Origin of the sequence: Micromonospora inyonensis, assembly GCF_900091415.1 — a bacterium.
Taxonomy (GTDB): Bacteria; Actinomycetota; Actinomycetes; order Mycobacteriales; family Micromonosporaceae; genus Micromonospora; species Micromonospora inyonensis.
This window is the reverse complement of sequence record NZ_FMHU01000001.1, coordinates 284469-307160: the sequence shown is the minus strand read 5'-3', so window position 1 is coordinate 307160 and position 22692 is coordinate 284469. Positions and strand designations below refer to the sequence as shown.

Genomic DNA, 22692 nt, shown 5'->3' with positions numbered 1-22692 from the left:
CTGGGGCGGTGTTGTCCGGCCAGGCGAGGATGATCGCGTGCAGACCATCGGCTATCCCTGTCCCGTGTGCGCGGCACCGGCCGACCTGACCGTCGGCTGCCGGGCCTGCGGCCGGGGGCCCGACCCGACCGCCGCCGAGGTGGTCCGGCTCGACGCCGAGATCACCGTGCTCACCGGGCGGGTGGAACAGGCGCGGCGGGCGTACCTGGACCTCGGCGCGGCGCTGGGGGCGGTCCAGCAGCGCCGGGCCGACCTGGCGGCGCGGGTCCGGGCGAGCCGGGCGGTCCCGGCGCAGGCCACGGCCGTCCCGCCGCACGTCCGTCCGCCCCGGCCGGTGGTGGCCCCGACCCCGTCGGCTCCGGTCGCCACCGGCCCGGTGGTGACCAGCGCGGTACTCGGTCCGACTCCGGTCCGGCCGGTCGCCGCCGGCCCGGTTCCGGTCGGCCCGGCGGCGGTGGGGGGCACCGCCGCCGGGCAGCGGGAGACCTCGACCCGGACGGTGCAGGGGGTGCTCTTCGTCCTCGGCGGGCTGCTGCTCGGCACCGCGGCGATCGTCTTCACCGCGGTCGCCTGGGCGTCGGTGGGCGTCGTGGGCCGGGCGGCGATCCTGGCGGCGGTCACCGCGCTCGCGCTGGCCGTGCCGGCGGTCGTGGTCCGGCGGGGACTGCGGGGCACCGCGGAGACCGTCGCCGCCGTCGGGCTGCTGCTGGTGATCCTCGACGGGTACGCCGCGTGGTCGGTCGACCTGGGCGGGGTCGCCGGTTGGCCGACGACCCGGTACACCGCGCTGGTCGGGGGGGCCAGCGTGCTGATCGCCACCGGGTATGCGCTGCTCACCCGCCTGGCGGCGCCCTGGTTCGCGGCGCTGGTCGTCGCGCAGCCGGTGCTGCCGCTGCTCGCCGTCGAGGCCCGACCGGGCGTCGCCGGGTGGGCGCTGGTCTTCACCGGGGTCGCCCTGGTCGACCTGACCGTGGTCGCCGTGCTGTCGGGCCGGCTCGGCCCCGCCCGGCCGCGCGACAACCGGGCCGGAGCCGATCCGACCGGCCCTGTCCCGGCGGTGGCCGATCCGACCGGCCCTGTCCCGGCGGTGGCCGATCCGACCGGCCCTGTCCCGACGGGCGTTGCGCCAGTGGGCCCGACCGGTCCCGTGCCCTCGGGCGGGGCGCTGGCCGTCGCGGGGCGGATCACGGCCTGGATCGGTCACGCCCTGGCCCTGATCCCGGCGGCGGTCTGCGCGGTGGCTGCCCTGGCGTGGGGGGAGGCCTTCGGCACGCCGCTCGCCGCCGGGCTGCCGCTGCTGGTGGTGGTGCTGGTCCTGGCCGTGGCCGCGCTGGTTACCGGCAGTCCGGTCCTCCGGGCGGTCGCCGCCGCGCTGCTGGTCGTCGTCTCGGCCCCGGCGGTGCTCCGGCCGGTGGCCGAGCTGCGCCCCTCGGTCCTGCACGTCACCTCGGCGGTGGTGGTGCTCGTGCTGGCCGCTGCCGTCCGGGCACTGCCCACCCGGCTCCGCAGCGGCCCCCGGGCCGGGGCGCTCGTCGTGGCCGGGGTGATGGTGTCCGCGGTCCTGGCGCCGACCGGTTGGCTGGCTGCCGCCGCGGTGCTCCGATCCGTCCCGCCGTGGCAGGGCGCGGTGGCCGGCCCGGACCTGCCCTGGGGCTGGCAGCTCCCGGTTTCCGCGCTGCTGACCGCCGGGGCGGGCCTGCTCCTGCTGCCCCGGGCCGCCCGGTTCCCGGTCGCCCTCGTCGCCGGCGTGGTCGCGGTGCTCGCCGCGCCGGCCGTACGGCCCGTGTCCTGGCCGGTGGTGGTGGCCCTCGGGCTGGTCGCCGGGACGGCCCTGCTGCTGGTGGCGGTGTTCCGGTCGGCGGACCGGGCGTACCAGCCGCTGCTCACCGCCGCCGCCGGCGTGGTCCTGACCGGGCACGCCCTGCTCGTCGGCCTCGCCGCGCCGGTGGGTGCCGGCGCGGCCCTGGTCGGGGTGCTGCTCACCGGGTTGGTGGTGGCCGGCCGGGCACGGCGGCTCGGTGGACCGGTCCGGCATCTGGCCGGCCCGGCGCTGACGGTGGCGCTGCTCGCCGTCCCGGCCCTGGTGGTGGTGACCCAGATCGAGGTGGGCCCACCGCTGCCGTGGCGGCTCCGGGGGCCGGCCGTCGCCGTCGGGCTGCTGCCCGTCGCGCTGGTCGCGGTCCGTCGCCACTGGCCCGATCTCCAGCGGTACGCCGGTGCTGCGCTGGCCGGAGCGCTGCCGGTGGCCGGTCTCGCGCCGGTGGTCGTACCGGCCGGCGAGTCGGTGCCGGTCTACCTGGCGGCGGCGGTGTTGGTGGCGGCGGTGGGGGCCGCCGTGGTCCGCCCGTACGGCGGCCTGCGGGTGGTCGGCGTCGCGCTGGCGGTGGCGACCGGCGTGGTGCTCGTCCCGGCCGCCTTCCGGGTGCTGGTCGTCCCGTACGGCTGGCTCGGGTCGGTCTGGTCCGGTGCTCCGGACGGGGTCGGGCTGGCCCCCGGGACGACCCCGGCGCGGATCTCCGCAGGGGTGGCGTTCCTGCTGCTGCTGGGTGCCGTGGCGGTGGCTGGTCGGTTCACCCCGTTCGGCCGTGGCCGGGCGCTGCTGCCTGCCGTGCCGGTCGGCGCGGTGGCCGTCCCGGTGCTCCTCGGCGCGGCCGGCGTGCCCTGGCCGGTGCTGCCGGCGTCCTCGCTGCTGCTCGGTGCGGCCGGCGTGCTGGTCGCCACGCTCACCACCGCTCCCGCCCTCGGGGAACCCGCGCCGCCGGCCGGCGTCCTGCCGTCCGCCGGCCCGGTGGCCGCGCCGACCGGACCGGGTCCGGCGTCCGCCATCGTTGCGTCCGCACCGGCGCCTCCGTCCGTGCGCCGGCTGGTACTGCCGGTGCTGGCCGGTACCGGGCTGCCCCTGGGCGCGGCCGGGTTGGCCGGGCTGTTGCCGACCCGCGCCGGCACGCTCGCCGGGCTGGGCCTGGTCCTGGTGGTCGCGGTCGTGGTCGGGGTCGCCGGGCGGCTCGCCGCCGTCCGTCCGGTCGGCTGGGCGGGGGCTGCCCTCACCGCCACCGGCTTCGCGGTCACCGCCACGCTCGCCGCGGACCTTCCACTGCGTACGGCCGGATCCGCCGTGCTCGCGGTGGCCGTGCTCGTGCTGGGCGTCGCCGCCCTGTTGGCCCGTCGCCGGCCGGGGGAGGGGCTGGTGCTGGACGCCGCCGCCCAGGCGGTCGCCCTCACGGCGTTCCTGCTCACCGTGGGGTCGCGCCGGCACGCCGCCGTGGTCTGTGTGCTCTGGGGCACGGCCGTCGCGCTGCGGGCACTGCGTCCGGGCGAGCCGGTCGGCCGACGGTGGGTCTTCGCGGCCATCGCCGGGGGCAGTGAGCTGCTCGGGGCGTGGCTGCTGCTCGCCGTCGCCGACATCGCGCTGCTGGAGGCGTACACCCTGCCGGCGGCCGGGCTTGCGCTGCTCGCCGGGCTGGTCGCGCTGCGTACCCGGACGGGGTTGACGAGCTGGACCGCCCTCGGCCCGGGGCTCGCCGCGGCGCTGCTGCCGAGCCTGGTCGCCGTCCTGGTGGGCGCGGATCCGCAACCGTGGCGGCGGCTGCTGCTCGGTGCCGGGGCGCTCGGCGTGGTGTTGTTCGGGGCGGTCCGGCGCTGGCAGGCGCCGGTCGTACTCGGCGGGGTCAGCCTCGTCCCGCTCGCCCTGCACGAGATGGTCCGGAGCTGGGACCTGGTGCCCCGGTGGATCTTCCTCGCCGTCGGTGGTCTCGCGTTGATCGGACTCGCCACCACCTACGAGCGTCGCCGTCGGGATCTGGCCCGGCTACGGTTTGCGGTGAAGCGAATGGGGTAAGGCCTTCCCTACCCGAGATGCGGGGGTTCGCCGGGTTCCTCAGCGTAGCCGTCGCTCGGAGACTGGACCCGGACCGCCAGCCGGCGGCCGGACCACCCGAGGAGACAGGGGCGCACATGACGGTGGATTCCGTGGTCGATCCTCCGCTGCGGCGGGGCAGTGACTACGCACGGTTGTCCCGACAGGTCAGCGAGGCCGGCCTGCTGGCGCGGCGGCCCGGCTGGTACGTGGTGAGCGGGGCACTGACCGTGGCCCTCTTCCTCGGCGGGTGGGCGGTGTTCGTCGCGGTGGGCGACAGTTGGGCGCAGCTCGGCGTCGCCGTGCTGCTCGCCGTGGCCACCACCCAGGTCGCCTTCCTCGGGCACGACGCCGGGCACCGGCAGATGTTCCGCCGACGCGGCCCGAGCGAGGTGGTCGGGCTGCTCGCCGGCAACCTGGCGGTCGGGCTCAGCTACGGCTGGTGGGTGGACAAGCACAACCGGCACCACGCCAACCCCAACCACGAGGGGGAGGACCCCGACGTCGGCGCGGGTGCGCTGGTCTGGACCCACGAGCAGGCGGCGGCGACCCGGGGCTTCGGTCGGTGGCTGGCCCGGTGGCAGGCGTGGCTGTTCTTCCCGATGCTGCTGCTGGAGGGGTTCGCGTTGCACGTGGCGGCGGTACGCGCCGTCGTCGGGCGTACCCCGGACGGCCGGTTCCGTACGCCGATCCGGCGCCGGGCGGTGGAGGGACTGCTCCTGGCCGTGCACGTCGTCGGCTACCTCGCGCTGGTGGGGACCGTCCTGTCGCCGGGGCGGGCGTTGGCGTTCGTCGCCGTCCACCAGGGACTCTGGGGGCTCTACATGGGCTGCTCCTTCGCCCCGAACCACAAGGGCATGGCGATGCCGAGCGCCTCCGACGACCTCGACTTCCTGCGTCGGCAGGTGCTCACCTCACGCAACGTGCGGGGCAACCGGCTGGTCGACGTCGCGCTCGGCGGCCTGAACTACCAGATCGAGCACCACCTGTTCCCGAACATGCCCCGGGGCAACCTGCGCCGGGCCCGGCCGATCGTCCGCGCGTACTGCGCCGAGCAGGGCATCCCGTACGCCGAGACCGGCCTGTTCGACTCGTACCGGCAGGCGCTGGCGCACCTGCACGAGGCCGGCCGCCCGGTGCGGCGCTGACCGTCCCGCCGCCGGCCGCTGCCGTGTCTGGTGGTAGCAGGGGACCCCTGCACGACAAAAACGAGTAGCAAGGGGCCCCTGCTTCCATCCGGGCACCCGCCGTATCCGTCCGGGAGCGGAGCAGTGACGGTTCCCGCTGGGCGGCTTTCGGGTCGGGCGGTGGCCGGCACCGCCCCGGTAGGGTGCTGACCATGGCAGAGGTGCTCACCGCGGAGGCGGTACGAGACAAGCTGGCCGCGTTGGCGGACTGGACGGGCGACCCTGCCGGCATCAGTCGCACCGTCCAGCTCAACAGTTTCCCCGAGGCGATCACGGTCGTCGACCGGGTCGCGGAGGTCGCCGAGGAACGGGACCACCACCCCGACATCGACATCCGGTGGCGGACGGTCACGTTCCGCTGCACCACCCACTCCGTCGGCGGTGTCACCGAGCGTGACATCGATCTGGCCCGGCGGATCGACGAGATCGTCCGGAGCGCGCGATGAGATTCGAGATCAGCAAGGTGCTGGACGCGATCGAGGGACGCGTCTGCACCGACCCCGCCCTGGCCCGTGCGGTCGTCGACCTGGCCGAGGTGATCCGCTACCAGGACCTGGACGCCGGTCGGCCGGCGAGCATGCTGCGCCTCGGCATGGTCATCGACGCGCTGGCCCGTCGGTTGGAGGAGGACAGCGTCCCGGTGTACGCGGTCGTGCACCGGGCGCTGCTCTCCGACGCCGACCTGACCTCGAACGAGCGGATGGTGGTCCGCCGCTGGGCCGACGACGGCCTGGTGGAGGTGCTGGACCAGCCGAATGACCGGATCCTGGAGGTCGCCGATCTGCTCGGCCTGCCGGTGCTCAGCCGGGCCCGCTTCGACGGGCTGCGCGGACGCTATCCCTGGGTGGTCGAGCAGCCGGGCCGGGTGGTCGCGCCGGTGCCGGGACAGGGCGGCCCGACGTTCGTCGCGCACGTCGGCTCGGGTACGACCCCGGTGGCCGGTGAGCCGTCACCGGTCGGGACGAAGCTGCTCTCCCGGCTGTGGCGCTGCCCCGAGCCGGGTTGTGCGCTCTTCGGCTCCGGGGGCGGTGGGGGTGCGTTCGCCGACCTGGCCCCCCGGACGGAGCGGAGTCCGGCCGCCCAGCCGCCGCCCACGTTGCGGACCGGCGCGCCGACCTGCCCCCGGCACAACACCCGCCTCGGTGACGCCGGGGCCCGGCCCCGGACCGAGGTCCTCGCGGTCCGGATCGGCGGGCTGGTCCGGCGTCGGTTCGTGCTCACCGCGGACGAGCCGGTGCTGGTCGGCCGCGCACCGGACCAGTCCAGCGGGATCGTGCTCGGTCAGTGGCTCAACGACGAGGCCCGGCGCTGGATCAGCCGCAGCCACGTCAAGTTCGAGCTGCGGGCCGGCACGGTGGTGGTCACCGACGTGAGCACCAACGGCAGCGGCATCCGTCCGGGCGGTTCGATGGCCGAGGCGGAGCGCATCGCGTTGGCCCCGAAGCAGTCCCGGGTGCTGGACCCGGGTGACATGGTCGAGCTGTACCCGGGGGTGCAGATCGGCCACCCCGGCGCGTTGCCCGCCGGTGCCCCGTACACCCCCGCCTCGGTGATGGCCGAAGCTCCCACCATGGCCATGCGTCTTCCCCGCGCCTGATCCCCGCCCCACCCGCCCTCGTCACCGGCCGGGGGCGGGTGGGGTCCAGGGCTCAGGAGGTGGGGTCGAGAACGGCGGTGAGCTGGGCGAGCGCGTGGTCGATCTCCTCGGCGGTGATGACCAGGGGCGGGGCCAGGCGGATCGTGGAGCCGTGGGTGTCCTTGGCGAGGACCCCCCGCTCCATCAGCCGCTCACACGCCTGACGGCCGGTCATCAGCGCCGGGTCGATGTCCAGGCCGGACCAGAGACCCCGGCCTCGGACAGCGACCAGGCCCCGGCCGATCAGCTCCCGCAGCCCGGCGTGCAGCCGCTCGCCCAGCTTGGCGGAGCGTTGCTGGAACTCGCCGGTGGCCAGCAGCCGGACCACCTCGGTGGCGACGGCGCAGGCCAGCGGGTTGCCGCCGAAGGTGGAGCCGTGTTGGCCGGGCTTGAGCACGCCCAGCACGTCGGCGTTCGCGACGACGGCGGAGACCGGCACGATCCCGCCGCCGAGCGCCTTGCCGAGCAGGTACATGTCCGGCACGACGCCCTCGTTGTCACAGGCGAAGGTCTCACCGGTACGGCCGAGGCCGGACTGGATCTCGTCGGCCAGGAAGAGCACGTTGCGCTCGGTGCACACCCGGCGTACACCCGGCAGGTAGCCCTCCGGGGGCACCACCACGCCCTGCTCGCCCTGAATGGGCTCGATCAGCACCGCGACCGTGTCGTCGTCGATGGCGGCGGCCAGCGCGTCCAGGTCGCCGTAGGGGACCAGGGTGAACCCCGGGGTGTACGGCCCGAAGTCGTCCCGGGCGTCCGCGTCGGTGGAGAAGCTGACGATGGTGGTCGTCCGGCCGTGGAAGTTGCCCTCGGCGACGACGATGTTCGCCTGCCCGGCCGGTACGCCCTTGACCTGGTAGCCCCACTTGCGGGCGACCTTGATCGCGGTCTCCACCGCCTCCGCGCCGGTGTTCATCGGCAGCACCAGCTCCTTGCCGCAGAGCTGGGCCAGCTCACGGCAGAAGTCGGCGAACTGGTCGTGGATGAACGCCCGGCTGGTCAGGGTCAGCTTGTCGAGCTGGGCGTGCGCGGCGGCGACGAGCTGCGGGTGTCGGTGGCCGAAGTTGAGCGCGGAGTAGCCGGCCAGACAGTCGAGGTAGCGCCGCCCGTCCACGTCGGTGAGCCAGGCACCCTCGGCGGACGAGATCACCACCGGCAGCGGGTGGTAGTTGTGCGCGGTCCACCGCTCGGCGTCCCGGACCGCGTCCGGGGTCCGCAGCATGTCGTCGACGATCACTTGCCTGCCTTTCCCTGACGGAGTCGCAACGTGCAGCACTTCGGGCCGCCGCCGGCCTTGCGCAGCTCGGACAGGTCGACACCGATGGTCTCGTAACCCCGGTCACGCAGCTTCGCGGCGAGGTCGGTGGCCTGGGCGGGCAGCACCACGTGCCGGCCGTCGCTGACCGCGTTCAGCCCCAGCACCTCGGCGTCGGCCATGGTCGCGTGCACCGCGTCCGGGAAGAGCCGGCGCAGCGCGGCCCGGCTGCCCGGCGAGAACGCCTCGGGCAGGTACGCCACGGTCCGCTCGTCGAGCACGGTGAGTGCGGTGTCCAGGTGGTAGAAGCGGGGGTCGACCAGCTGGAGGGTGATCACCGGGTACCCGAAGACCTCCTGCAACTGGGCGTGCGAGGCGTGCGCGGTGCGGAACCCGGTGCCGGCGAGCAGCAGGTCACCGACGAGCAGGATGTCGCCCTCGCCCTCGTTGACGTGCTTCGGGTCGTACATCTCGAAGCCGGCGGCCTCGAACCAGGCCCGGTAGGCGGGGGCCTCGTCGGCGCGCTGCGGGTCGCGGAACTGCACCGCCATCGCCCTGCCGTCGATCACGGTGCCGCCGTTGGCGGCGAAGACCATGTCGGGCAGGCCGGGCACCGGAGTGATCTCCTCGACGGTGTGGCCGAGTTCGCGGTAGGTCTGCCGCAGCTGCTCCCACTGCCGGATGGCCAGGTCGGCGTCGACCGGCGCGGTCGGGTCCATCCAGGGGTTGATCGCGTAGTCGACGGCGAAGTACGTCGGCCGGCACATGAGGAAGCGCTGGCTGGAGGCGTCCATCGTCATTGTCCTGCTCCCGGGGGTCGGGCGCGCCCGGCCACTCGCGGCCTGCGGGCTGGCGCCGTTGCTCCAACGCTATGCGCCCGGCAGCGGCGGTATCCACCCGTGAGGATTGCGTGAAGCGCATGTTCATTGCGTCTGTACGGCAGTGGACGCGCGATTCGTTGCGTGCTGGAGCGGCGGCGGACGGTCGACCAGGGTCGCCGCCGTTCTCCCGGGCGGCGGGTGGGGAGTCAGAGGCGTGTGGCCACGCGGACCAGGCCGGCGAGCGCCCGGGAGCGGCTGTGCGGTGGCCAGGCGATGACCGTCGTGACGGCCGGCGCGTCCAGGACCGGCACGGCGGCCAGGCCGGCCAGCAGGTTGGCGCGGCAGGACTCGGGCAGGACCACCGTGGTGCGGCCCAGTGCGATCAGTTGGAAGAGCTGCGTCTGGTTGCGAACCTCCGCGCCGGGGCCGTCGGGGTAGGTGCCGCCGGGGCCGGGCCAGCGAGCTGCCGGGAGTTCGGGCAGCGAGGTGACGTCCGCCAACCGGACGTGGGACCGGCTGGCGAGCGGATGTGAGGTGGGGAGGACGGCGACCTGTCCCTCGGTGCTCAATATTTCGGTGTCGAGTCCGGCGGTCGAGTCGAAGGGTTGGTGCAGGAGTGCCACGTCGGCCTGCCCGTCATGCAGTAGCTGCTGCGGGTGGGATTCGCAGAGCAGCAGATCGACTGCGGTGGCACCCGGTTCGGCGGCGTACGCGTCGAGTAGTTTCGCCAGCAGTTCGCCGGAGGCGCCGGCCTTGGTGGCCAGTACGAGCGAGGGCTGACTCGTCGCGGCCCGCCGGGCGCGTCGCTCGGCTGCGGCCAGCGCGCCGAGGATCGGTCGGGCCTCGGCCAGCAGCACCGACCCGGCCTCGGTGAGCGTGACCCTGCGGCTGGTCCGTTGCAGTAGCGCGACCCCGAGCCGTTGTTCCAGTTGGCTGATCGTGCGCGACAGCGGCGGCTGGGCGATGCCGAGGCGCTGAGCGGCCCGGCCGAAATGCAGTTCTTCGGCGACCGCGACGAAGTACCGCAGCTCTCGCATCTCCACCTGTCGAGACTACCGCCCGATCAATACCGGCTGGGTATCGTTGCGTGACTCAAGCGGTGTTGGTTCCGCGTCGGCGCGCCGCCACGATTGCCGGCATGAGCGAGAAGACGATCGCGCTGGTCACCGGCGCGAACAAGGGAATCGGGTACGAGATCGCAGCGGGGCTCGGTGCGCTGGGCTGCAGTGTCGGCGTCGGGGCCCGGGACGAGCAGCGCCGGGAGGATGCCGTGGCGAAGCTGCGCGCGGCCGGCGTCGACGCTTTCGGGGTGCCCCTGGACGTGACCGACGACGCGAGTGTGGCGGCCGCCGCCGCGCTGATCGAGGAGCGCGCCGGGAGGCTCGACGTGCTGGTCAACAACGCCGCGACCGCCGGGGCGTGGCCGGCAGAGCCCTCGACCGTGACGCCGGAGGGTATGCGGGCGGTGGTGGAGACCAACGTGATCGGCGTCATCCGGGTCATCAACGCGATGCTGCCGCTGCTGCGCCGCTCGGAGCATCCGCGGATCGTCAACCAGTCCAGCCACGTCGGTTCCCTCACCCTGCAGACCACGCCGGGTGTCGACCTCGGCGGAGTCAGCGGGGCGTATTCGCCGTCGAAGACGTTCCTCAACGCGGTCAGCATCCAGTACGCCAAGGAGTTGAGCGGCACCACCATCAAAATCAACAACGCCTGCCCCGGCTACGTCGCGACCGATCTCAACGGCTTCCGCGGAACCCGCACGCCCGCGGAAGGCGCCCGGATCGCCATTCGGCTCGCCACGCTGCCGGACGACGGCCCGACCGGAGGGCTGTTCGACGACGCCGGGACTGTCCCCTGGTGACGGAGATCCTCCCACCCGCCATGGCATCCGGCCCCGGACATGCTTCAGGGGCGGCGAACCGCCGCCCCTGAAGGAATGTCGCCCCCCGCTGGTGAACCACCAGTTGGCCCGGGCTCGACCGGTGCATCACCGGTGCCGCCAACAGTGCCCGTCAGAACCGGTCGGCAAACTGTGAGTCAAGCCACTCCCGGAGGCGGTTGACCCAGTCGCCGTCGGTGGTCGGCCAGTCGAACTGGCCGGTCATCGCGAGCACGCCGAGCACCACGGCGGCGAGCCCGGCGAGGATGCCGAGCAGCGCGTCGGTCTTGCCCGCGACGTGCCGGCGGCGGGTGGCGATCAGACCGAACACGGAGAGCACCGCGCCGAGGGCGCCGACGGCGATGCCGTACCCGGCGAGCGTGCCGGTGAGCACGAAGAGCAGCCCGACCACGCCGACGACCAGCCCCAGCGTGGCGAGCAGGCTGGCCCGGGGCTTCTTCCCGGCCACCACCGTCGGCTCCGGGGCACGCCGGTCGACGATGTCCCGGTCGAGGTCCGGGTGGTGCCGGTCGATCAGCCGTTCCCGGGACTCCCGGTCCAGGTCGATGGTCCGTTCCATGGTCGTCGAGTCGTGACCCGGTCGGGCGGGGGGCCGGTCCGCATCCGGGTCCGCCGGACGGGCGGTGGCGGCCCGCGCGGTCGCCGCCCGGGCCTCGGCCCGTCGCTCCGCCTCGGCGTCCCGGGGGTCACGGATCCGGTCGTCCACGGACGGCGGGTCGGTCCGGTGGTCGCGGCCGTCGACCGTCGCGGCGGCGCTGCGGTACGTGGTCCGGTCGCCGCCCCGGTCGGTGGCCACCGGGGCGGCGATCCGACCGTCGCCGTCGGCCGGCACGGTCGCCGGGTCCCGGTCGCCCGCGCCGACGGTCTCCACGGTGTCCTCGTTTCCGTCGTGGGTGGCCGGTTCGCTCCGGCGCGACAGCAGGGGAATCTTCATGACGAGCACCTCCTGATCGGTGCGTGGAGACCTCGGACGCGCCAGCGGCTGCCACGCGGTGGTACCCGGGAGGTACCCAGGGCCGACTTCCGGCACACCTGTCACCTCCGGCAACGCTTGGTGGACGTGCAGGTGAACGGGGGTCGACAGCTTCCGCGACGAGCCCCGGGGCGGAGAGGAACGGCCGTAGGATCCTCAGCCGTGACCGGTGCGGGCAGAGACGACGACCATGCCCCCGGCGGTGCCCGGGGGCGCGTGGTGATGCTGGTCGACAACGCGGTGCACGGCGACTCGCGGGTGCAGAAGGCAGCCCGGTCGGCCGCCGCCGCAGGCTGGGACGTGACGCTGCTCGGGCGCTCGCCGGACGGCGTACCGCACCGCTGGCGGCTCGACCGTGCCGAGGTGCGGCTGCTGCCGATGGGCGGCGGCCCGGGAACGGGGGCGCAGGCGCGCCGACGGCGAGCGGTGGCGGCGCTCGGCGGGCTGCGCAAGCCGGTCGAGTCGGCGTACACCCGGTTCTGGTCGGTGGCCATGCGGGAGCGGGCCTGGCGACGGCTGGAACCGTCGCTCTGGCAGTACGAGCGGGCGTACGGCCCGGTGGTGGACGCGCTCGACCCGGACCTGATCCACGCCCACGACTTCCGGATGCTGGGGGTCGGCGCGCGGGCCAAGGCACGGGCCGGTGACCGGGGTCGGTCGGTCAAGCTGCTCTGGGACGCGCACGAGTTCCTCCCCGGCATCAAGCCCTGGCGGGACGACGTCCGCTGGCTGCCCGCCCACCGGGCGCACGAGCGGGAGTACGCCCCGTACGCCGACGCGGTGGTGACCGTCTCCGACGAGCTGGCCCGGCTGTTGCAGGCCGAGCACGGCCTCGCCGCGCGCCCGGCGGTGGTACTCAACGCCCCGGACCTGCCGGACGCCGCGCCGGAGTCGGAGTCGTTGCGTCAGCGGTGCGGCATCGGGCCGGAGGTGCCGCTGGTGGTCTACAGCGGGGCGGCGGCGCCGCAGCGCGGGCTGCGCGTGCTGGTCGAGGCGCTGCCCGACCTGCCCGGCACACACGTCGCGTTCGTGGTGAACCGGCCGGACGGCGACCACGTCCGGAGCCTGGTCGCGCGGGCGACGGAACTCGGCGTGGCCGACCGGCTGCACGTCGGCGGGTACGTCGCCGCCGACCGGGTGGTGCCGCTGCTCGCCGGGGCGGATGTCGGGGTGATCCCGATCGAGCACTGGCCGAACCACGAGATCGCCCTGATCACGAAGTTCTTCGAGTACTCGCACGCGCGGCTGCCGATCGTGGTCAGCGACGTGCGGACCATGGCGGAGACGGTCCGCCGCACCGGCCAGGGCGAGGTGTTCCGGGCCGTGGACGCCGCCGACCTGGCCCACGCCGTGCGGGCGGTGCTCGCCGACCCGGCCCGCTACCGGGCCGCGTACGAGACACCGGGCCTGCTGGAGTCGTGGTCCTGGCCGGCCCAGGCCCAGGTGCTGGACCGGGTCTACACGGCCCTGCTGCCCGCCGACCGTCCGGACGGAAATGGGACGATCATGGCGTGACCGTGTTCCTGCCACCCGAGCAGATCGCCGACCGGAGCGCCCGCGCCGTCGACGCGGCCGTCCACGCCGGGCGTGGTCTCGGGCTCACCGTGACCGACCCGAGGGTGCTGTACGACGTGTTCTCCGTGGTCGTGCACCTCGCGCCGTCGCCCGTCGTGGCCCGGGTGCCCACGGTCCTGCCGCACCACGTGGACCTCGACAGCCTGGCGGGCCGGCAGCGGGCGGAGCTGGACGTGACCCGGTGGCTCGCCGACCGGGGCGTCCCGGTCATCCCGCCCAGCCCGCTCGTGCCCCGGGAACCGGTCCAGCACGACGGTTTCTCGATGACGTTCTGGCAGTTCGTCGACGTGGCCCCGGACGTTGAACCCGACTACCTGGCCAATGCGGGCCTCGTCGTCGATCTGCACGCCGCCCTGCGCGACTACCCGGGTGACCTGGCGTTCCTGTCCGCGGCCGAACCCCGGTTCATCGAGGACGGCATCGCCCTGCTCGACGGTCGTGCCGACCTCGTCGATCCGGCCGACCTGGACCGCGCACGTCGCGAGTGGCGGATCCTGGCGCCGGTCGTGCGGTCCCGCGCGACGTTCGAGCGCACGTTCCCGGGGATCGACCTCCAGCCCGTGCACGGGGACTGCCCGGCGGTGAACATCGTCCCCGGGGTGCGCGGGCCCCTGTACGCCGACTTCGAGCTGGTCACGCTGGGGCCTGTCGAGTGGGACCTCGCCGGTCTCGGCCCCGACTGCGAGGCCGCCTACGACCGCGCAGCGCAGCGCCGGGGCATGCGGCGCTTGGACCGGGACGTCATGAGCTTCGTCAACGCGGTGGGGATGCTGCGGGGCGTCGCCTGCCTCGCCCTCGCGCCGCAACTGCCCCTGCTGGTGGACGCCATCCGGCCGCTTGTCGAGCGGTGGCGCTCGATGCCCTTCGCCGGTGGGCTGACCGGCTGACGGCGGTCGGAGACCCGGACGTCACGGCGACGGCTGGCGACGTCATCCGTGGTCGGCCGTACGCCGTGGCTGCGTCGTCCGGTGCTGCGGGGTGGCCGCTGGCAGCCCGACCGGGCCGCGATTCCGGCGCCCGAGGATGTCCCGTGGCGCGGCGCGTAGCGTCGTGGCGTCGATCCCCGGAAGCCGCAGCGGCACTTGTTCGGTGAAGGGATCGTTGCGGCCTGGCGTCCCGATGACCGTTCGCCACCGCGCCGGTGACTGGCTGCGTCTGGCGGGTTCGGGTGGTCTGTTGAGTGGGCGCGTGGGCGTGGGGCCGGAACGGCTGTAGTGCGGCCTCGGAGCTGCAGTGTTGCTCCCCGGGCAGTGCGGTACCGCATGGTACAGTTCGGTGCATGACGAGGATTACGCTGCGGGAGTTCCGCGATGGCGCGGGTCGGGTACTGGACGGAGTCGAGCGCACCGGGGAGCCGGTCATCATCACCAAGTACGAGCGGCCCGTCGCCGTCCTGGTTGGCATCGACGAGTGGGAGGAGATCGAGGCGTTCCGGGACCGTCGGGACGCTGCGGTGATCGCTCGTTCTCGTGCCGACGGTCAGTTCGTGCCGCTGTCGGCGGCCCTGGAGTCGCTCGGGGTTGATCCTCGTGAGGTGGAGGCGCTGCTGGCTGAGCGGGCCGGCGGTGCAGCGGCGTGAAGGTTCAGATCGACCGGGATGTGCTGGTCTGGCTGCATAAGCAGCCCCGCAACGTCTTCCTGACCGTCCTGAGCGCGATCCTCGGCCTGGTCTCCGACCCGGTCCCGCAGAACTCGACCGAGATGCGCGATGGATCCGGGCGTCGTCTGCGAGTCGGTGACTACCGGGTCCTCTACCGCCTTGACGGCGACGAGTTGACGGTCCACGACGTCGGGCATCGCAAGGACGTCTGCTCGTAAGCCGCGCAGTTCCGGCGGCGTTGTCCGGCCGCAATGGGGTCAAGGTCACGAAAGGCCGGGAGCCACCGACCGGGCGGTCCGTCCGAGGCCACGTTGCGCCCCTGGCATGGACGCGTCGCCCGGTGCGCCAGCGGCGCCGAGTTCTCGGTCGGCTCGCCGTCGATCCACCGGTGATGATCCTGATCAACGGGGTCGAGGAGTGAATCGGAAAGCACCGCCCCCACCTGACCGATCCCGACGAGGACGAGGCGACGACGCCGTGGGCCGGACCGGGCGGGTCCACGTCGGGCAACGCTGACTACGCTTGGTGGCCGTGCCCGAGGGACATAGCATCCACCGTCTGGCCGCTCGGCACGCCGAGTTGTTCGCCGGGGAGAAGCCGCAGGTCAGCAGCCCGCAGGGCCGGTTCGCCGAGGGGGCCGCGCTGATCTCCGGCAGCCTGCTGGAGAGCACCGAGGCGTACGGCAAGCACCTGCTGCACCACTACGCCGCAGACCTGACGCTGCACATCCACCTCGGGCTCTACGGAAAGTTCACCGACGGGCCGGGGGAGCCGCCAGCCCCGGTCGGGCAGGTGCGGCTACGGATGGTCGGCGACCGGCACTGGCTGGACCTGCGCGGCCCCACCGCGTGCGAACTGCTCACCCCCGGCGAGGTCGCGGCGCTGCGTGCCCGGCTCGGCCCCGATCCGCTGCGCGCCGACGCCGACCCGACGCGGGCGTACGCCCGGATCTCCCGCAGCCCGACGCCGCTCGCCGCGCTCCTGCTCGACCAGTCGGTGGTGGCCGGCACCGGGTTGATCTTCGTAACCGAGGCGCTGTTCCGGGCCGGACTGCCGCCGCTGCTGCCCGGCCGGCAGTTGACCCCGGCGGGCTGGCGGGCACTCTGGGCCGACCTGGTCGAGCTGATGACGCTCGCCGTCGAGCGGGGCCGGATCGACACCGTCCGCGCGGCCCACCTGCCCGAGGCGATGGGCCGCGCCCCGCGTGTCGACCGGCACGGCGGTGAGGTGTACGTCTACCGCCGCAGCGGCGACTCCTGCCACGTCTGCGGTACGGCGGTCAGCCGGGGTGAGCTGGGCGGACGCAACCTCTACTGGTGCGCCGCCTGCCAGGCCGGCTGACCCGGCCGATGCCGCGGCCCGACGACGGCCGAGCCGACTGTTCGTGTCCAGCCCGACCAGCGTCGCCGCTCAGACCAGCCGGCGGATGTCGCCGTACGCGCGGTAGAACCCGCCCCGCCCGGCCTCGCGGACCTCGGTGACCAGGTAGCGGGCCCCCCGCTCGCGGATGCCCTTGGGGAACTGCACCGACCAGTCCCGGTGGAACCCGTCGGAGATCACCTGGACGCGCAGCCGCCCACGATCCTCGATGCACTGCACCACCACCCCGCCTGCGGCGCTGTGGACCACCTCGACCGTGGTCGACGGGGCGGTGGCCGCCATCCGGGGCGGGGCCTTGACGTCCACCACCTGCGGGACGCTGCCGCCCTCGGCCGCCCGGATCGCCTGCTCGCTGGCGTCGATGCAGGCCAGGTAGCCGCCGGTGGTGACCACGTAGAGGCGGTCCTCGTGGTACTGCATGGAGTACGCCGAACCGCAGCCGGTGCCGAGCTTCCAGAGCCGGTTGCCGGCCTCGTCGAAGCAGTAGATCGAGGAGTGGTTGTCCCCGGCGAAGACGTACCGGCCGTTCTCGGTGGCCGCGCAGGAGAAGACCGGAGCGTCGCAGTGGTACGTGATGTCGGCCCGGCCGCGCTTGGTCAGGCGGACGACCTGGCGGGTGCCGGTGCCGGCGAAGACGTGGTCGCGTTCCTGCCAGCCGAACAGGACCGAGCCGGTGCGGGTGTTCCACAGCTCCTGGCCGGTCCGCCAGTCGTAGCCGGTGACCCCCGCCGAGTGGCCGTGGTAGATCGCGTCGTCGTCGCAGCGCACCATCCACGCCGACGAGCCGCGCCCCGGCCGCCGCCAGAGGAACTCGTCCTCGTGGTCGACGGCGGAGATCCCGCCGCCCGCGTCGGAGACACCGAGCACGCCGTCGTGGATGTCCAGCCAGTAGATGTCGATCTCCGGTGCGATGGTGTACGCCACCCGGGGCACCTTGCCGGAGAGGTCGTACACGTTGCCGTCGTCGCAACCGGCGTAGATCCAGGCGTCGTCGGCGACGATGCACTTCACCCCGTCCGGCAGCCGGACCTGGCTGAGCACCTGCGCGTCGTGGCCGAGGGTGGTGATCACCCCGTGCTCGTTGCCCACCATGCAGTGCTGCCCGTCGACGAAGATGCCGAAGGCCGGGGCACCGGAGTGGTACCGCCACAGCACCGGGGCGGTCCGCGCGGTCGAGTGGGTGCTGACGATCTGGCGGCGGCTGACCGCGCGCTTCTGGCGGACGCCGCGCACCGCCGGGGCGTACCCCTTGCGGACCTTCTCCCCGATCTTCTTCGCGGCGGCGGCGCGGGCCTTCGCGTTGTCCGCGAAACTGGTGGTCTTGACCTGCCCCTGGTCACCGATCCGGCCGTAGCGGACGGTCAGCTCGGAGCCGTCCACGACGGTCTCGTAGAACTTGTGCGCTCCACCGTCCGCTTCGGACAGTTCGAGGTACGTCGTCTCCTGCGGCATGGGGAATCCTCCGGGGGCGGGCGACCGGTGGGACCGGTACGTCGACAGCGCGCACACCGTAACCCTCGCCCCTGACAAGGCCACCGGACGGCGCCTGACCTGCGGATCAGTCGCCGTCGAGCAGCCAGCGCACCACCTCGACCTGCCGGGGGAAGACCTGCCCCTCGCCGATGCTCCAGGCCAGCGTCTGGCCGATCGTCCAACCCCGCACGCGCTTCCGGTCCAGCCCCAGCTCGGCGGTGAGCCGGTCCAGCCGGTGGCGTACCGCCGCCGGTGAGTGGCCCAGTTCCGCGCCGCGCACCAGCGGCACCACGCTGAATTCGCGTTCACCGACCAGCGGCTTCGGGTCGATCACCAGCCATGGCTCGCGGCCCGCGCGCAGCACGTTCCCGGCGTGCAGGTCCTGGTTGACCAGCACCTGGTCACCCTGGGTGGGAACCAGGTCGGCGAGCAGGTCGCGGGCGGCGTCGAGCAGCCGCCGCTCGTACGGCCGACCGGCCCGCTCCCAGTTGCCCGGCAGACGTTCCACCCAGCCGGCGGCCTCGTCGGCCAGCGACGTGAAGGGGGCACCCGCCGGCCGCCAGAGGCGGGGGAGCAGGTCCACCACCACCCCGAGCGCCTCCTCGGCCGGGCGGCCGGACAGCGGATCGCCGGGCACGCACCGCTCGATCAGCAGGGCCCGCCACGCCGGCGCGTGCGCCAGCAACCGGACCGCGCCGTCGCCGGCCCAGGTCGCCAGCGCCGCCGCCTCGTGCTCGCTGTCCCCGTCGGGATACTGGAGCTTGAGCACGGCCGGCGTCCCGTCCGGCAGTTCGGCGGCGAGCACCAGCGAGACGAGCGATCGCGGGTACACCGGGCCGAGCCGCAGCGACCAGCGTTCCACGCACGCGGCCAGCCGCTCGGGCAGCACCGCCAGCCACTCCCGCCCGGCGGGCACCCGCCGCAGCCAGTCCAGCGCCTCGGGGATCTCCGCGTCCACGGTCATCCCGCCATCCTCGCCGCCCCGGCCACGGCAGGGCGGTCACTCCTCAAGCGCGTCGACCGCCTTGCGGGCGGCGATGAGCACCGGGTCCCAGACCGGGGCGTACGGCGGCGCGTAGCCGAGATCGAGGCCGGTCATCGCGTCCACCGTCATGCCGTTCCACAGCGCCACGGCCAGCGTGTCGATCCGCTTGGCCGCCTCGGACCAGCCGACGATCTGCGCGCCGAGCAGCCGCCCGCCGGGCTTCTCGGCAATCAGCTTGACCGACATGGTGCGGGCCCCGGGGTAGTAGCCGGCCCGGTTGGTCGACTCGGCGACCACCGAGACGAACTGGAAGCCGGCGGCGGTGGCGTCGGACTCCCGCAGGCCGGTCCGTCCCACCTCCAGGTCGCAGACCTTGGTGACCGCCGTGCCGATCACGCCGGGGAAGGTGGCGTACCCGCCGCCGATGTTGATCCCGGCGACCCGGCCCTGCTTGTTGGCGTGCGTACCGAGGGGAATGGTGACCGGCTGACCGCTGACCCGGTGCAGGGTCTCCACGCAGTCCCCGGCCGCCCACACCCCGTCCACCCCGACCACCCGCATCCGGCGGTCCACCCGGATGCCGCCGGACGGGCCGACCGGCAGGCCGGCCGCCTCGCCGAGCGCGGTGTTCGGACGCACCCCGAGACCGAGGACGACGACGTCGGCCGGGAACTCCCCGGCGTCCGTGCACACCCCGGTGACGCGACCGTCGTGGGTTTCCAGCCCGGTGACCGTCACCCCGGTACGGACGTCGATGCCGAGCCCGCGCATCGCCTCGGCCACCAGTCCGGCCATGTCCGGGTCCACGGTGGACATCGGCTGGTCGGCCTGCTCGACGAGGGTCACCGACAGCCCGCGCACGATCAGCGCCTCGGCCATCTCCACGCCGATGTAGCCACCGCCGACGACCACCGCGCGCCGGGGCGCCGGGTCGCGTTCGAGCCAGTCGCGTAGCGCGTCGCCGTCGTCGAGGGTCTGCACCCCGAACACGCCGGCCGCCTCGGTGCGGGCCCACTCCGGGTGCACCGGGGTCGCGCCGGTGGCGTACACCAGGGTGTCGAACCGCTCGCGGACCTCGCCGCCACCGGCCAGGTCCCGGGCGACCACCTCGCGCCGGTCGAGGTCGATGGCGGTGACCTCGTGCCGGAGCCGGACGTCCACGTGGTACTCGTCGCGGAAGGTGGCCGGGTCCCGGGCGACCAGGTCGTCCCGCTCGTCGACCAGCCCGCTGATCCAGTACGGGATGCCGCAGGCCGAGTACGACGTGAAACGCCCCCGGTCGAACGCCACGATCTCCAGGTCGTCCCGTCCGCGCCGCCGCCGGGCCTGGGACGCCGCCGCCATGCCCCCGGCGTCGGCGCCCACCACGATCAACCGTTCCGCCATCGGATCAGTCTGTCACCGTCGGCGAACCCCCGCGCGTCTGTCGCGCCACGTCCTCCACCACGTCGACGAGGCGACCGGTACGGGCGTACACCGCGCGCTGCCGCTCGGCTCCGGTGCCGTGCCGGCGTACCCCGGCGAGCAGGTCGTCGACCCGGTCGGCGTCGCCGTGCCGGACCAGTTCGGGACGGACCCGCTCGACCAGGCGGTCCAGCAGGTCCCACGCCGGCCCCACCTCGCCGGTGTGCGGGTCGACCGCTTTGCCGGTCAGTCCGTCGTGGGCGGCCCGCCAGTGCGCCGCGACCAGCAGGTGGTGGTCGACCCGGGGCGCCGGACGGTCGGCGGCGATGTCGGCCAGCGCGGTGCCGACCAGGGCGCGGACCAGCGCGGCCACCAGGATCGTGTCGTCCAGCGACGGGCAGACGTCGCCGATGCGGATCTCCACGGTCGGGTACTTCGCGGACAGCCGGGCGTACCAGTAGAGCATCCCCTCGTCCAGCATCACGCCGCTGTCGATGAGCTGCCGGATCAGCCGCTGGTAGTGCGCGTGCGAGTCGAGCCAGGGGGTCGGGGCCACCGACGGCCAGTGTTCCCACTCGACCGAGCGCCAGCTCGCGTACCCGGTGTCCTCCCCGGCGGAGAAGGGAGAGTTGGTGGTGAGCGCGTGCAGGACCGGCAGCCAGGGCCGGACGTGGTTGAGCACCCGCACACCGGTGTCCGGGTCGGGGATTCCGACGTGCACGTGCACGCCGTTGTTGCCCGGACCGGGTGCGAGCAGTCGGAACCGCTCGACCATCCGGTCGAAACGCGGCTTGTCCACCACCGGCGGCACCGGCCCCTCGACCGGGCCGGTGCCGATGGCGAGCAGTCGGACGCCGGCCCGCTCGGCGGCGTCGGCGAGCCCGGCGCGCAGCAATCCGAGGGAGTGCCGGATCGCCCCGAGGTCCAGCCCGGGTGGGCTGCCGATCTCGATCTGACTGGTCTGGAACTCCCGCTCGACCTGGCCGCCCAGCTCGGGGGGCACCTGCTCCATCACCAGGTCGACGGCGGGCACGGCCACGCCGGTGTGCGGGTCGACGAGAAGGAACTCCTCCTCGACGCCGACGGTGAGGAGATCGGGTCCGTCCGGCGTGCTCGTCACGTCCTGCTTCGCCACCTGGCCGGTCACGGCCTTCACCACCTTCTTTCCGGCCCGCGTCGCCCGCGGGTGCTGGGCTCTCAGGGCTACCCAGCCGTACGCGGCGGGAAAACGTTGTCCCGGCGTGTCGGGTCCGGTTCGCCGAGGTCGGGAACGTGACAGCGGGTCCTAGGCTGGGCACGTGCCGGCTCCGCTGTCGTTGGCGATCTGGGTCTGGGCGTCCGCGCTCGGCCAGGTCGTGGTGCTCGCCGACCGCCCGGTCGAGCTGCTCGCCGGTGCGGCGGTCGGCGTCGCGCTGCTGCTCGCCACGACGGTGGCCGTCCTGGTCACGGTGGTCGGCGCGGCCGGGCCGCAGGCCGTCCGCCGGGCCCGGTCCCTGCGTGAACGGGCCCGCCGCCGTCGGGTGCCCCGGCAGCTCGACCCGGACGCGCCGGGCCGACCCCGCCCCCGCGCGCCGGGGGGACGCCCCGCGACCGCGTGACGCGTCGCCGGGTCCCGCCGGCACCTCCACCCGCCGTCCGTCGACCGATCGGCCCGCACCTGCGGGTCCGCCGGTCCGCACCGTCGGCTCCGCGCACGCGGTCGATTCCGCCCGTCACCCGTCCGTCGAGGACATCCGACCGGAATCGCACCGAGGGGTACGTCCATGCTCGCCTTCGCGCCACTCGACGCCGCTGTCGGCGTCGCGTCCCACGCCGTCTCCGCGCTCGCCACCGTGCTCGCGCCACTGTCCGGCGGGGCGGCCACCGCCGTCGCCATCGTCGGGTTCACCGTCGCGGTCCGGCTGTTGATCGCACCGCTCACCGTCGCCCAGGTCCGTGGGGAGCGCCGTCGTGCCGCTCTCGCCCCACAGGTCGGCGAGCTGAGTCGCCGGTACGCCGACGACCCGGCCAGGTTGCAGCGGGAACTGCTCGACCTGTACCGCTCCGCCGGGGCGAGCCCGCTGGCGGGCTGCCTGCCGGCCCTGCTCCAGGCACCGTTCTTCCTGGTCATGTACCGCCTCTTCACCGCCGGCGACCAGTCGCCGCTGACCGGGCGGCTGGCCGGGGTGCCGCTGGGGCACGAGCTGGGCGACGGCCTTGCCGGAGCAGCGGGACCGGTCTGGGGCGTACTCCTGGCGGCGCTGCTGGCCCTGGCCTGGCTGGCGTCGCGCCGGATGCGACGGACCATGGCCACCGCACCGGCGTCGTCCGGCGGATCGGCGTCGTCCGGCGGATCGGCGTCGTCCGGCGGATCGGCGTCGTCCGGCGGGCCGCTCCCGTCGGGCGGGCCGGCGGCGGTCGGTGGAGTGGCCGGTGACGTGGGAGCGACCGTCGGTCGGATCCTGCCGCTGCTGCCGTACGCGACGCTGCCGGTCGCGCTGGTGGTGCCGCTGGCGGGCGTGCTCTACCTGGTCACCACCACCGCCTTCACCGCACTGGAGCACACCGTGCTGCGTCGTGGCCGACCGACCTCGCCCCCCACCCTGGACATAAACAGTTAACTTTCTTCATAATTAACCGACCTGTTGACATCCATGGATGCCCG

Annotated in this window: 20 protein-coding genes; 12 read left to right on the top strand and 8 right to left on the bottom strand. The window is 74.0% G+C overall.

Features of this window, described 5'->3' with window-relative positions; translation table 11 throughout:
- Nucleotides 1–37 precede the first annotated feature (37 nt).
- From GA0074694_RS01125 to GA0074694_RS01110, 4 genes are all read left to right on the top strand, one after another.
- Complete coding sequence (locus GA0074694_RS01125) at nt 38–3838, top strand: SCO7613 C-terminal domain-containing membrane protein (protein WP_091451078.1); 3801 nt, start codon at nt 38–40, stop codon at nt 3836–3838.
- Nucleotides 3839–3954: 116 nt separating this feature from the next.
- Nucleotides 3955–5004, top strand: coding sequence for a fatty acid desaturase family protein (locus GA0074694_RS01120; protein ID WP_091451074.1), 1050 nt, complete (start codon nt 3955–3957; stop codon nt 5002–5004).
- A 191-nt stretch (nt 5005–5195) separates the two neighbouring features.
- Nucleotides 5196–5489, top strand: coding sequence for a 4a-hydroxytetrahydrobiopterin dehydratase (locus GA0074694_RS01115; RefSeq protein WP_091458463.1), 294 nt, complete (start codon nt 5196–5198; stop codon nt 5487–5489).
- Nucleotides 5486–6640 (top strand): FHA domain-containing protein, encoded by a 1155-nt coding sequence (locus GA0074694_RS01110; RefSeq protein WP_091451071.1) that lies wholly within the window; start codon nt 5486–5488, stop codon nt 6638–6640. The genes GA0074694_RS01115 and GA0074694_RS01110 overlap by 4 nt, the downstream gene beginning before the upstream one ends.
- Before the next feature lie 52 nt (nt 6641–6692).
- On the opposite strand, the gene rocD is transcribed toward GA0074694_RS01110, so the two are convergent.
- The 3 genes from rocD to GA0074694_RS01095 all read right to left on the bottom strand — a co-directional run bounded on the left by rocD (nt 6693) and on the right by GA0074694_RS01095 (nt 9798).
- A complete protein-coding gene (gene rocD, locus GA0074694_RS01105; RefSeq protein WP_176737914.1) occupies nt 6693–7913 on the bottom strand; it encodes an ornithine--oxo-acid transaminase in 1221 nt (406 codons plus the stop codon).
- Complete coding sequence (ddaH, locus tag GA0074694_RS01100) at nt 7913–8728, bottom strand: dimethylargininase (RefSeq protein ID WP_176737913.1); 816 nt, start codon at nt 8726–8728, stop codon at nt 7913–7915. Before ddaH ends, rocD begins: the two co-directional genes overlap by 1 nt.
- 233 nt (nt 8729–8961) lie before the next feature.
- The gene (locus GA0074694_RS01095) at nt 8962–9798 is read right to left on the bottom strand and encodes a LysR family transcriptional regulator (RefSeq protein ID WP_091451064.1); all 837 of its coding nucleotides are present in this window, start codon (nt 9796–9798) and stop codon (nt 8962–8964) included.
- Nucleotides 9799–9893: 95 nt separating this feature from the next.
- Between GA0074694_RS01095 and GA0074694_RS01090 the strand changes: the two genes are divergently transcribed.
- Nucleotides 9894–10619 (top strand): SDR family oxidoreductase, encoded by a 726-nt coding sequence (locus tag GA0074694_RS01090; protein ID WP_091451062.1) that lies wholly within the window; start codon nt 9894–9896, stop codon nt 10617–10619.
- 151 nt (nt 10620–10770) lie between these two features.
- Here the strand turns inward: GA0074694_RS01090 and GA0074694_RS01085 are convergent, their stop codons facing one another.
- On the bottom strand, nt 10771–11592 hold the full coding sequence (locus GA0074694_RS01085; protein WP_141713941.1) for a DUF308 domain-containing protein: 822 nt from the start codon (nt 11590–11592) through the stop codon (nt 10771–10773).
- Nucleotides 11593–11853: 261 nt separating this feature from the next.
- Here GA0074694_RS01085 and GA0074694_RS01080 point away from each other — a divergent pair, with 261 nt between their 5' ends.
- The 5 genes from GA0074694_RS01080 (at nt 11854) to GA0074694_RS01060 (ending at nt 16147) form a co-directional block, all read left to right on the top strand.
- Nucleotides 11854–13146, top strand: coding sequence for a glycosyltransferase family 4 protein (locus GA0074694_RS01080; protein ID WP_091458459.1), 1293 nt, complete (start codon nt 11854–11856; stop codon nt 13144–13146).
- Nucleotides 13143–14093 (top strand): phosphotransferase, encoded by a 951-nt coding sequence (locus tag GA0074694_RS01075; protein WP_091451054.1) that lies wholly within the window; start codon nt 13143–13145, stop codon nt 14091–14093. Before GA0074694_RS01080 ends, GA0074694_RS01075 begins: the two co-directional genes overlap by 4 nt.
- A gap of 392 nt (nt 14094–14485) precedes the next feature.
- Entirely contained in the window at nt 14486–14785 is a 300-nt protein-coding gene (locus GA0074694_RS01070; RefSeq protein WP_176737743.1) for a type II toxin-antitoxin system Phd/YefM family antitoxin, read from the top strand.
- A complete protein-coding gene (locus GA0074694_RS01065; protein ID WP_091451050.1) occupies nt 14782–15024 on the top strand; it encodes a type II toxin-antitoxin system RelE family toxin in 243 nt (80 codons plus the stop codon). Before GA0074694_RS01070 ends, GA0074694_RS01065 begins: the two co-directional genes overlap by 4 nt.
- A gap of 313 nt (nt 15025–15337) precedes the next feature.
- Nucleotides 15338–16147: an Fpg/Nei family DNA glycosylase gene (locus tag GA0074694_RS01060; RefSeq protein ID WP_091458456.1), complete on the top strand. Its 810-nt coding sequence runs from the start codon at nt 15338–15340 to the stop codon at nt 16145–16147.
- A 69-nt stretch (nt 16148–16216) separates the two neighbouring features.
- Here the strand turns inward: GA0074694_RS01060 and GA0074694_RS01055 are convergent, their stop codons facing one another.
- The 4 genes from GA0074694_RS01055 to GA0074694_RS01040 all read right to left on the bottom strand — a co-directional run bounded on the left by GA0074694_RS01055 (nt 16217) and on the right by GA0074694_RS01040 (nt 21195).
- Nucleotides 16217–17638: a WGR domain-containing protein gene (locus tag GA0074694_RS01055; protein WP_091451047.1), complete on the bottom strand. Its 1422-nt coding sequence runs from the start codon at nt 17636–17638 to the stop codon at nt 16217–16219.
- Between the two features lie 106 nt (nt 17639–17744).
- Complete coding sequence (locus GA0074694_RS01050; protein WP_176737742.1) at nt 17745–18623, bottom strand: aminoglycoside phosphotransferase family protein; 879 nt, start codon at nt 18621–18623, stop codon at nt 17745–17747.
- Between the two features lie 36 nt (nt 18624–18659).
- Nucleotides 18660–20030: an FAD-dependent oxidoreductase gene (locus GA0074694_RS01045; RefSeq protein ID WP_091451044.1), complete on the bottom strand. Its 1371-nt coding sequence runs from the start codon at nt 20028–20030 to the stop codon at nt 18660–18662.
- Nucleotides 20031–20034: 4 nt separating this feature from the next.
- Entirely contained in the window at nt 20035–21195 is a 1161-nt protein-coding gene (locus GA0074694_RS01040) for a carboxylate-amine ligase (RefSeq protein WP_425413569.1), read from the bottom strand.
- Nucleotides 21196–21346: 151 nt separating this feature from the next.
- Between GA0074694_RS01040 and GA0074694_RS01035 the strand changes: the two genes are divergently transcribed.
- Nucleotides 21347–21646: a DUF6412 domain-containing protein gene (locus tag GA0074694_RS01035; RefSeq protein WP_176737741.1), complete on the top strand. Its 300-nt coding sequence runs from the start codon at nt 21347–21349 to the stop codon at nt 21644–21646.
- A gap of 165 nt (nt 21647–21811) precedes the next feature.
- Entirely contained in the window at nt 21812–22648 is an 837-nt protein-coding gene (locus GA0074694_RS01030; RefSeq protein ID WP_091451036.1) for a YidC/Oxa1 family membrane protein insertase, read from the top strand.
- The last annotated feature ends 44 nt before the right edge of the window (nt 22649–22692 follow it).